Raw genomic sequence first — 10470 nt, forward strand, 5'->3', positions numbered from 1 at the left:
CTGGATGATTTAGCTCCTGAACTACTTGCTTATCTCGGAAAGTGACAGAAGAGGGGTAGGGTAAGAAAATTCCACCCTAATCATTATTTAACCAAAAGGTTGAATAATTGTGTCAGTAAATATTGAAGAAGCAAAACTAATTTTTAAAACATATTTTTAGATTTACGAAACTCGCGGACAACATCTTTAATCTCTTGTAACTCCCCCTCAACTAAATAATTTAACTGCCGCATTTCATTGGCTGTAATTTTTCCAGTCAGTTGATTGATGGCATTTTTTAATTGGGGATATTTAGTTAAAGTTTCTTGCCGAACAATTGGTGCAGCTTCATAAGGTGGAAAATATTTTTGGTCATCTTGCAGTACTACTAAACCCAAACGAGAGATTTGCCCATCTGTAGAATTTCCTGCAATCATATCCACCTGTTTTTGCATCAAAGCCCGATATATCAAACCCAAGTCCATAATTTGGGGAGGTCTAGCAAAACTCAAATTGTAGGTTGTAGCTAATCCTGGAAAACCATCTTCTCGTTCTAAAAACTCGTAACCAAACCCACCGCGCCACTGGGGTGTATATTTAGCAGCTTCCGAGAGGGTTTGAATGTTGTAGCGTCTAGCATCTTCACCCCGAATAATCATTGCAAACGTATTTTCAAAACCTAGACTTGGCATTACTTCTAGGTTAAATTTATCGGAATAAGCTTGTTGTATTTTTTCATGTACTATTTGCGGGTCATTAATAACTTCTTGTTTCAAAATAGAAGTAAAAATCGTACCTGTATATTCAATATAAGCATCAATTTGTCCAGCAAGAATAGCATTATGACAAACAAAAGTACCACCCAAACGAGGACGACGAGCAACTGTTAAATTAGTAGTATCTTCGATTTGTTGGGCTAAAAGTTCACCTAAAATATCTTGTTCAGTAAAATCTTTAGAAGCAACAATAATATCACCGCGACTAGTAATATTTGTCTTGAAGTTACAACTAGCGATCGCCACCGCCATTACACAAGTTAAAATACATAATATCAACAACTTTTTCATGATTTCTAGCCTCTAGTCTCTAGCCCCTGATTTATTTAATTTTCAATTTTTTCTCCACCCACCCAATTCCTAAATCAGCCAGTAAAGCAATTACCGCCGCCGGTACAGCCCCAGCTAAAATTAACTGATTATTCACCACAGCAATTCCGCGAAAAATAAATACTCCCAAACCACCAGCACCAATAGCCGCTGCAATAGTTGCAATACCAATAGCTATGACTGTTGCTACCCGCACACCTGCCAAAATCACACCCATTGCCAAAGGGATTTCCACCTGTAATAATAGCTGTCTATCTGTCATACCCATACCTTTGCCGGCTTCCCGAATTGCTGGGTCTACCCCTGTAATACCTGTGTAAGTATTACGAATTATCGGCAGAAAGGAATATACAGTTAAAGCCACAATAGCAGGGACAACACCAATACCACCAATTACAGGGACTGGAATCAGTAAACCAAACAAAGCCAGACTAGGGATAGTTTGCAGAATATTGGCAATACCGAGAATTGGTTGACGCAGATGAGTTTTGCGGGTGATTAAAATACCTAAAGGAATACCGATGAGTGTAGCAGTTGCGATCGCAATACTCACCATGAATAAATGTTCTAGGGTATGTTGGAGGATTTCCGGGCCATACTTGATCAGGAAAAAGTCATTCATATATTTTCTAGAGAACGCAGACATTCAAGAAAAGCTAAACTTTCTGGATGTTGAGCGTGCTTAAATTCATCCTTTGTCCCCAATACTACCAATTCTCCGTCATACATTAAACCAATACGTGAAGCTAAAACAAAGGCTTCTTGAATATCATGGGTGACAAACACCACTGTCTTACCTAATTCTTGTTGTAACCGCTGAAATTCTTGTTGCAGTTCTAAACGGGTGATGGGATCAAGTGCGCCAAATGGTTCATCCATTAATAATACAGGCGGATCAGCAGCTAAAGCCCTGGCGACACCCACCCGTTGCTTTTGTCCTCCCGAAAGTTCATGGGGATAGCGTCCTGCAAACTGTTGGGGATCTAAGCCTACCAATTGTAACAATTCATAAACCCGCGCTTTAATTTGTTTAGGTTGCCAACCTTCCAAAGCCGGGACTAAACCCACATTGCGTTCAACACTAAAATGGGGAAACAAACCAGTTTCTTGAATCACATAGCCAATTTTGCGCCGCAGTTGAATTTCATCCCATTGAGTTGTAGGAATACCATTAAATAAAACTTCGCCTTGGGTGGGTGTAAGTAGGCGATTGATTAATTTCATTGTCGTAGTTTTACCGCTACCACTACGTCCGAGTAATACTAAAGCTTCTCCCTGGTGAATCGAGAAATTAAGATTTGATACTAAAGGGCGATGGTTGCGGCTAAAGGTGACATGACGAAATTCTATGGTAATGAGATTATTTTGTCGCATGGTTGACAGTGAAAACTGGCTATATATTATTGTGGCTCGTAGTGGCGCTTTAGGACTACAAACCTTAATTTTTTACAGCCATTGCTTTCGTGGATGATTCACCTGCTTTTTTCAAAATCCGCGTTAGTTGAAACACCAATAATCCCACAATTATCAGATGACCAACAAATGCTATGACGTAATTATCAAAAGATAGGCTATAGTTTCTTGAAAAAAATAAAACCCTCAATGGTGCAGCTATTGAAAATAGCCAGATAAAAGAATTGTTTCCAGATGGGGAAAATAATATAGATAAAAATAGTGGTAATACAATTACCGCACCCACTCCGCCAGTTGCCCAGAATAATCTCTGCTCGTTTTTCATGAATAATAGTATTTGGGCTAAGGCTGCATAAGTGACAGCTAAAGTACCACAAAAAGCGAGAGAAATAAGGGCAGTAATTTTATTACTGATATCGATTTTTGAAACTAAAATAAATCCACTTAAGCCAGTAATTGCAATAATGGCATTAAGAGCGATCGCTAAAGTGCCTGGACTTTTTTCACCCCAAATTAAATCTTGAATTAAGCTTTTATTACCTAATTTTTCAAAATGATAACTATGTCGATAACGTGTCCAATCTTGTAGCGTTTGACGATGAGGATTAAGAGCAGCAATTAAGTACAAAAATAGAGCAAAATTCAAAAATAATAGCCCAGCTATATTTTCGTACAATGTACCATAGTTATCATAGTTATAATACTGACCAAATACTAAATCCTGCCAATTAGCGCATCCTATAGTAATAATAGCAAAGCAAGTAGTTAGTATATAACTCTGCCGCTTACTTAACATAGTAATATGAGAATCACGAAAACAACGCTGCAAAGATTGCCAAATAAAATATGAGCCGATGGCATAAATTAATAAAGTAAAGCAGACGGTAGCTAAAAATACCATTCCTATTGGTTCGCTAAACCAATGAAACTTACTTAATAGTGGATTATCTGATAGGTATGTAGAACTAACAGAAGAGTGCGGTACTAAATAATAAGGATTAATCAACTTCCAAAGAACTAATGGATTGTCAGATAATACATTACGATGTAGCACTTCTTTAGAGAAAATGAGAAATCCCAAAACTGCACCACTTCCTAACCAGGCTTGAAAACCGCCCAACCAGGAACCAATTAAGCTAAAAAGTAAGGCTCCACTGTAGTAGAAAAAACCAGCAGCAAACATAATTGCATAGAAACTGAAAATCATAGTTGAGGGAATTTTAGCTGCAAACCCTAACCACAAATGTAAAGGAATTGCCAACAAGACAACCACATACAGCAAAATAGGCACACCTAGCATTTTTCCCCATAAAATACTTTGAGGTGATTGGGGACTTAGGCGAATAAAATTGAGCGTATCACGCCGTTCTTCAGTGGATAAATCACTGATTAATAAATATGTTCCTCCAACTAAAAAAGCAAAAAAACCAATAATACTGAGCCAGGTAAATACATCTAAATACCACAATTGCCAGTTGATAATGATATTTCCTAATTCATCCCCTAGACATTTGAGATGCTGCCCAAAAACTTGAATCGTGCAATATTTATGGGAGTAATTATACGATAATGCATTATTAGAAGGTAGTTGGGACTGGGCATAAATTAATAGTACAAATTGTCCCAGTACAGAAAGACTCATCGCCAATAAAATGTTACGCGTTTTTAGACGTCCTTTAATTTCCCGTAACAATTGAGGATTCCAGTCGCCTAGTTGATTTAGCCAGTGAGATTTCATAATTTACAACCCTCTAAAAGTATGAGTTATTAATGAAGCGTAACTATCGATGACATCAAATTATTTAACGTCCTGTCAGTAATGCTTTCGTAGCAGATTCTCCTGCTAATTTAACTTGTTTTATCAAGCGTATATTTAACAAAGCTAAGATAGAAAACTCAGCTAAGAGTGCCATAAAAATTGATGAGATAGCTGAATTTTTCATTCCAGCCCAAGGAAATGTACTAAATAGCCATATAAGAGAATTTTCATCGTGTGTAATGCCCAAAGTTCCTAAAATGATTGGTGGAAAGAACATTGCTGCACCGACAATACCAATTGCCCAGAAAGAAGGTTTGGGGTTTTTCATTAATAATATTATTTGAGCTAAAGTAGCATAAATCATCATTAAGCTAATAAAAAAGACCACAGCTAAAATCGCCTTGATTCTGCCAAAACTGTTTACCCAGTCTATACTGTCGTTATGATGGATATTTAAAACAGGTGCCAAAAGAATCCAAATCACCAACGGAGTAGTTACTATCAGCAAATTAATCATGATTGCTACTAGGGATGGACTTTTTTCACCCCAGATAAAATCATGCCACCAAGATTTATTTCTTGCAGTCTGACTACTAGAAAAATTATTGAAAGTACCACGACTTTCTTCTTGAGCTAAATTGTTAATTAGCAAATAAGTTCCAGGAACTAAAAGTGTAAATATAAACATGACACTAAGTGCCATAAATATATTTTCCCAGCAGTTTTGCCACCATCCTTGCATATCTATGTTTTCGAGAGGGCAGTATGCAGACGATAAAGAATTTTGCTCAAAATTAAACCTTTCTGCCGTAGTAAGATTGCAAAAAGGTTTATGAATTGAGTATGTTTCATTAGGGAAATCACCAAATTGATATAAAACCACTCCTGCTTGACTAATTAATGATATTGCCAAAGCAATTACCACATTGAAAGTTTTCCATGAACCTTTGATTTCCCGAAATAATTGCGGATTATAATCACCGATTTTATCTATCAAATTTAGTGTCATGCTCAAAAAAATCCAATGATAGGGAGTTTAATTATTGACTAATCAAGATGCCTGTTTGTGTCCTAACTTCAAGAAAATAGTTTCTAAATCTTCTTGAGTACAGTAAAAATCAGTTATGGGAATGCCAGAATAAATGAGCGATCGCAACAATTCAGCACTGTCTTCTTCTTTGCCAGAAAAGTTCAAACGCACACTATTTTTCCCGGAAATTACCTGTAACTCTTCAACCAAAGGTTGATGTTTCAGTTCACCTACAAGGGTTTCTAAATTACCGAGGGTAGATACTAAAATTTGCTGCCGAGCAAGACGCTGATAAAGTTGTTTGAGTGAAGCACTTTCCACCAGGAAACCAAGTTCCATAATCCCCACAGATGTACATAGTTCTGCTAAGTCACTGAGGACGTGGGAGGAAATTAATATTGTCATTCCGGCTTCTTGCAACGCCTTGATAATTTCGCGGAATTGCATCCTGGCGATGGGGTCAAGTCCAGAAACAGGTTCATCTAATAACAGTAAAATTGGTTCATGGATAATAGTCCGCGCTAAACTCAAGCGCTGCTTCATCCCCCGTGACAGGGTAGAAATCAGACTGTGACGTTTATTACCCAGTTGAATCAGTTCTAAAACTTCATGTAGACGTTGAGTGCGGCGCGGTTCTCGCAAACGATACAGACGAGCAAAATAATCCAGGTAGTCCCATACTGTCAACTCCTCATACAGTGGATAATCATCGGGTAAGTAGCCTAGACGACGTTTGAGAGTGGGGTTACTCTTGTCACGACGCAGGCGATCGCCATTAATATAAATCTCACCCGTAGTTGGTTCTTCAGCCGCCGCCAACATGCGAATGAGAGTCGTTTTACCTGCGCCATTAGGCCCAATCAAACCGTATACTTCACCCTGTTGAATCTCTAAATCAACGTCATTAACAGCAACATGACGCTCAAACTGCTTTGTGAGTCCACGGGTAGAAATTGCTAATTCTTTTACCATACCTGCTAGGGGTGGTTGTTAATTACACACTAACCTAGCTTCTGGATGCAACTGTTGTCAGCCTCGTTTCGGAAATGGTAACTGATACCTCTTTGTACTCAAAAGTAAGAACTTAGGCGGGGCGTGGGGCTTCTTGCTGTTTCAGCTAAATAAATTGAAAGCTCCATAGGTGCAGTTTGCTGGGTATGATATTTAATCTGCAAGCATTTACCTAGTAAAAACCAACTATGACTCAGAACTACCGCATTACCTTACTCCCTGGCGACGGCATTGGCCCTGAAATTATGGCAGTGGCGGTAGATGTGCTGAAAGTCGTAGGGAAGCAATTTGATATAGAGTTTGCATTTCCAGAAGCTCTCATCGGTGGTGCAGCCATTGACGCTACAGGTGAACCTTTGCCAGATATTACCCTAGATACTTGCCGCAATAGTGATGCTGTCTTACTGGCAGCTATTGGTGGTTATAAGTGGGATTCTCTACCATCTCATTCCCGCCCCGAAGCAGGTTTGTTGGGTTTACGTGCGGGTTTGGGTTTATTTGCCAATTTACGTCCAGCCCAAATTTTGCCCCAATTAATTGATGCTTCTACTTTAAAGCGGGAAGTTGTGGAAGGCGTAGATATTATGGTGGTGCGTGAACTCACTGGTGGCATTTATTTTGGTAAACCCAAGGGGATTTTTACCACCGACACCGGAGAAAAACGCGGTGTGAATACAATGGTTTATACTGAATCGGAAATTGACCGCATTGGTAGAGTAGCTTTTGAAGCAGCACGGAAACGCGGCGGGAAACTATGTTCGGTGGATAAGGCCAATGTATTAGATGTATCTCAATTGTGGCGCGATCGCATGACTCAATTGGCCAAAGAATACCCCGATGTGGAACTATCCCATCTATATGTAGATAATGCGGCGATGCAACTAGTCCGCGCTCCCAAACAGTTCGATACCATTGTCACTGGCAATTTATTTGGTGATATCCTCTCTGATGCGGCGGCTATGCTCACAGGTAGCATTGGGATGTTACCCTCAGCTAGTTTAGGCGCTTCTGGGCCTGGTGTATTTGAACCCGTCCACGGTTCCGCCCCAGATATCGCCGGACAAGATAAAGCCAATCCTTTAGCTCAGGTTTTAAGTGCAGCGATGATGTTACGCTACGGTTTAGACCAACCCCAAGCAGCTGACAAAATCGAACAAGCTGTATTACAAGTTTTAGCCCAAGGCGATCGCACAGGCGATATTATGTCTACTAACATGAATCTTTTAGGTTGTCGCGCTATGGGAGACTCGCTCATCAAAGCTTTGGAAAAATAATAATTTTTCGCCTAAATCTGGCAATTTGGCAGTCTTTGCTAAAAGTTTCGGATAGACTAAGGACAAATCTAGCAATTATACAGCAGTCGATAGTGTACGCATTACGACAAGAACAAACAAAATTCACTGCCCCCAAAAACCAGTCTCCTTTGATTGATCCAGCCGTAATCAGAGCAGCCGGGCAGATCTACTATACCCACTGTGAAGTACATCCTGAAATAGCTGGACAGCCTTCAGGAGTAGCAATTAATCGCGTGAATCATCGAGGTAAAGTGATTTTTACTGACCAACCGGTTCTTTTACCGCAAGAATGTTTTGTCCCGTTGAATCAAATTGAATCGCATATGTATTAGTCATTGGCCCTTCGGCTGCGCTCAGGGTAAATCATTGTACCTTCAGCTACGCTTAGGGTAAGTCATTGGTCATTAGTTGATTGATTTACTCTCGACAAAGAACAAAAAATCAACGACAAATGACACAGAACAAATGACACAAGGATTATATGGACATTGTGATGGTCGTCCCGGCGAGTATCATGGTCTTCGCGCTGGGTGCATCTATTGGTAGCTTTATTAATGTTGTAGTTTATCGGTTACCCGCTAAATTATCTATTTTGTGGCCGCCTTCTCGCTGTCCCCATTGCTTAAACCAGCTAAAAGCTAACGACAATGTGCCTGTGCTGGGATGGATATGCTTGAGAGGGCGATGCCGCTATTGCAAAAGCCAGATTTCTGTCCGTTATCCAGTGGTAGAAGCGATAACGGGCATAATTTTTTTGCTGGTATTTACGGTATTTCAAGTTTCAATTATTACTATAGGCTATTGGGCATTTTGCAGTTGGTTATTAGCCTTATCGCTAATTGATTTGGATACCATGACCCTGCCTAATTCACTGACGCAATCGGGTTTGGTCTTAGGGATCATCTTTCAAATGGCTCTTGGTTTTATCCAAGCTAGTTGGGTGGGATTAATCAATCACCTGATGATGGCAATAGTGGGCGCAGTATTAGGCTTATGGCTATTTGATGCCATCGCTCATATTGGTTCCATCGCCTTAGGTAAAACCGCAATGGGTGCCGGCGATGCCAAACTAGCAGCCATGATGGGCGCTTGGTTAGGTTGGCGATACTTGCTGTTAGCGAGTTTTATTGCTTGTGCTGTGGGCGTATTAATTGGTGGCGGTGTCATATGGCGATCGCGCCAAAAAAGCAGTCAAAAAATCCCCTTTGGCCCGTTTCTCGCTTTAGGGTCAGTCATCACCCTATTCACTGGCGAAGCGATTTTATCTGCCTATATGGGGTTGTTTTTTTAAACAGAAGTAGAGAGGATGAAGGAGATGAAGGGCATGAGGAAGAAAACCTACCCAGTTCCTAGTCCCCAGCGATGCACATAGATACGCTTAGGGCGTAGCCTCTCACAGAGAAGTGTCCCCATGTTTGTAACCGTCATTACCCCAACCCCTCTTAAGTCTTTGGTAATATCAGCTTGTGACTTGTGTCACCCTCTTGATAAAGAGTCACTGTTGGCAAGCACACTTCCTTAGGGTTTGGGAAAGGGCCTCTTGATTGGGGATTGATATATCTAAATGATCTTGACTTTGCTAATACATTTACAAAACTCAAGCTTGCAAGAGACTTGTGTTGGTATGAGCATTTTCGTTAAGCTGGCAACCAAAGATACAAAATAAGGTCTGGATTGCTAACAAGCGTAATTTGAAATGTAGTCAAGAATCAAAAGCTAAAATTGGGGTGTTATGTGCGTCTGTACAAGAGCAAATCTGGAGACTTTGAAAGCGTTAGGTCAAGAGTCACAATTAATTGTTCTGGACTTAGGACTTTTTCATCTAGGCATCCCAATAGTGGCTTGATATGTTTTCAACCTCATACCCACTTAAAAAAAAGATAAAAATGGCGAACAACGAAGAATCACGTGGTTTAAAGTCTCTGTTAGATTGGTTTGCAAATCGACGGAAATCAGGGTCTACCAATTTGGAACGTCAAGAACGTGAAATTGCTGATGGGCTATGGCACAAATGTCCTAAATGTGGTGTATTAAGCTATACAAAAGACCTGCGGGCTAATCAAATGGTCTGCGTTGAATGTGGACATCATAATCGAGTGGATAGCGATGAGCGCATCCGCCAGTTGATAGATAACAATACTTGGCGACCAATAGACGAGCATTTGCGCCCCACAGATCCCCTACAATTTCGTGATCGCAAACTCTACAGCGATCGCTTGCGGGAAATGGAAGAAAAACTGGGTTTAGTAGACGCAGTAAAAACCGGTTTAGGTGAAATCAACGGCTTACCCATGGCCTTGGGTGTGATGGACTTCCGCTTTATGGGCGGTAGTATGGGTTCAGTCGTCGGTGAAAAACTTACCCGCTTGATTGAGCAAGCAACTCAGCGACGATATCCTGTAGTCATCATCTGTACCTCTGGTGGAGCCAGGATGCAAGAAGGTATGCTGTCCCTGATGCAGATGGCCAAAATCTCCGCAGCTTTAGAACGCCATCGCCAAGCCAAATTACTCTACATTCCTATTTTGACCAATCCCACCACAGGCGGTGTTACTGCTAGCTTTGCCATGTTGGGAGATATTATCATTGCCGAACCCAAAGCAACCATTGGTTTTGCTGGTCGGCGAGTAATTGAGCAAACCCTCCGAGAAAAGCTCCCAGAAGATTTTCAAACCGCAGAAGATTTGCTAAAGCATGGCTTTGTGGATGACATCGTATCCCGTACCCAATTAAAGAAAACCTTAGCCCAGCTAATTGCTTTGCACCAACCAATTCCCACTACACATCCGATGGTACTGTGGGAAACAATGAGTTTAAGTCCTACGGCGGCTGAATAAAAGAGGCAGGGGAAAGAGGCAGGGGGGCAGGGGGCAAGGG

At 40.7% G+C, this 10470-nt stretch carries 10 protein-coding genes; 4 read left to right on the top strand and 6 right to left on the bottom strand.

The features are described from left to right. Nucleotides 1-143: 143 nt before the first annotated feature. From ACM0OS_RS26680 to ACM0OS_RS26705, 6 genes are all read right to left on the bottom strand, one after another. Nucleotides 144-1046 carry a glycine betaine ABC transporter substrate-binding protein gene (locus ACM0OS_RS26680; RefSeq protein ID WP_414546195.1) on the bottom strand — a complete coding sequence of 301 codons (903 nt, stop codon included), beginning with the start codon at nt 1044-1046 and terminating at the stop codon, nt 144-146. 31 nt (nt 1047-1077) lie between these two features. Further along, nucleotides 1078-1707, bottom strand: a complete 630-nt coding sequence (locus ACM0OS_RS26685) for an ABC transporter permease (RefSeq protein ID WP_414546196.1) — start codon at nt 1705-1707, stop codon at nt 1078-1080. Then, nucleotides 1704-2459 (bottom strand): ATP-binding cassette domain-containing protein, encoded by a 756-nt coding sequence (locus tag ACM0OS_RS26690; protein ID WP_414546197.1) that lies wholly within the window; start codon nt 2457-2459, stop codon nt 1704-1706. The genes ACM0OS_RS26685 and ACM0OS_RS26690 overlap by 4 nt, the downstream gene beginning before the upstream one ends. Nucleotides 2460-2523: 64 nt before the next feature. Next, complete coding sequence (locus ACM0OS_RS26695) at nt 2524-4236, bottom strand: hypothetical protein (protein WP_414546198.1); 1713 nt, start codon at nt 4234-4236, stop codon at nt 2524-2526. A gap of 64 nt (nt 4237-4300) precedes the next feature. Next, on the bottom strand, nt 4301-5266 hold the full coding sequence (locus ACM0OS_RS26700) for a hypothetical protein (protein ID WP_414546199.1): 966 nt from the start codon (nt 5264-5266) through the stop codon (nt 4301-4303). A 42-nt stretch (nt 5267-5308) separates the two neighbouring features. After that, nucleotides 5309-6259, bottom strand: a complete 951-nt coding sequence (locus ACM0OS_RS26705; RefSeq protein ID WP_414546200.1) for an ABC transporter ATP-binding protein — start codon at nt 6257-6259, stop codon at nt 5309-5311. Nucleotides 6260-6486: 227 nt separating this feature from the next. Here ACM0OS_RS26705 and leuB point away from each other — a divergent pair, with 227 nt between their 5' ends. From leuB to accD, 4 genes are all read left to right on the top strand, one after another. Then, the gene (gene leuB, locus ACM0OS_RS26710) at nt 6487-7572 is read left to right on the top strand and encodes a 3-isopropylmalate dehydrogenase (protein WP_414546201.1); all 1086 of its coding nucleotides are present in this window, start codon (nt 6487-6489) and stop codon (nt 7570-7572) included. Between the two features lie 92 nt (nt 7573-7664). Further along, on the top strand, nt 7665-7925 hold the full coding sequence (locus ACM0OS_RS26715; protein WP_414546202.1) for a hypothetical protein: 261 nt from the start codon (nt 7665-7667) through the stop codon (nt 7923-7925). Between the two features lie 149 nt (nt 7926-8074). Continuing rightward, nucleotides 8075-8884, top strand: a complete 810-nt coding sequence (locus tag ACM0OS_RS26720) for a prepilin peptidase (RefSeq protein WP_414546203.1) — start codon at nt 8075-8077, stop codon at nt 8882-8884. A gap of 595 nt (nt 8885-9479) precedes the next feature. After that, nucleotides 9480-10430, top strand: a complete 951-nt coding sequence (gene accD / locus ACM0OS_RS26725) for an acetyl-CoA carboxylase, carboxyltransferase subunit beta (RefSeq protein WP_414546204.1) — start codon at nt 9480-9482, stop codon at nt 10428-10430. Nucleotides 10431-10470 lie beyond the last annotated feature (40 nt).

Origin of the sequence: Nostoc sp. CCY0012, from assembly GCF_963920855.1 — a bacterium.
Classification (GTDB): Bacteria; Cyanobacteriota; Cyanobacteriia; order Cyanobacteriales; family Nostocaceae; genus Cyanocohniella.

Coding starts and splice junctions, on each gene's coding strand:
- accD (WP_414546204.1), top strand. CDS start 9,480: ATGGCGAACAACGAAGAATCACGTGGTTTAAAGTCTCTGTTAGATTGG.
- ACM0OS_RS26720 (WP_414546203.1), top strand. CDS start 8,075: ATGGACATTGTGATGGTCGTCCCGGCGAGTATCATGGTCTTCGCGCTG.
- ACM0OS_RS26695 (WP_414546198.1), bottom strand. CDS start 4,236: ATGAAATCTCACTGGCTAAATCAACTAGGCGACTGGAATCCTCAATTG.
- leuB (WP_414546201.1), top strand. CDS start 6,487: ATGACTCAGAACTACCGCATTACCTTACTCCCTGGCGACGGCATTGGC.
- ACM0OS_RS26680 (WP_414546195.1), bottom strand. CDS start 1,046: ATGAAAAAGTTGTTGATATTATGTATTTTAACTTGTGTAATGGCGGTG.
- ACM0OS_RS26700 (WP_414546199.1), bottom strand. CDS start 5,266: ATGACACTAAATTTGATAGATAAAATCGGTGATTATAATCCGCAATTA.
- ACM0OS_RS26685 (WP_414546196.1), bottom strand. CDS start 1,707: ATGAATGACTTTTTCCTGATCAAGTATGGCCCGGAAATCCTCCAACAT.
- ACM0OS_RS26705 (WP_414546200.1), bottom strand. CDS start 6,259: ATGGTAAAAGAATTAGCAATTTCTACCCGTGGACTCACAAAGCAGTTT.
- ACM0OS_RS26690 (WP_414546197.1), bottom strand. CDS start 2,459: ATGCGACAAAATAATCTCATTACCATAGAATTTCGTCATGTCACCTTT.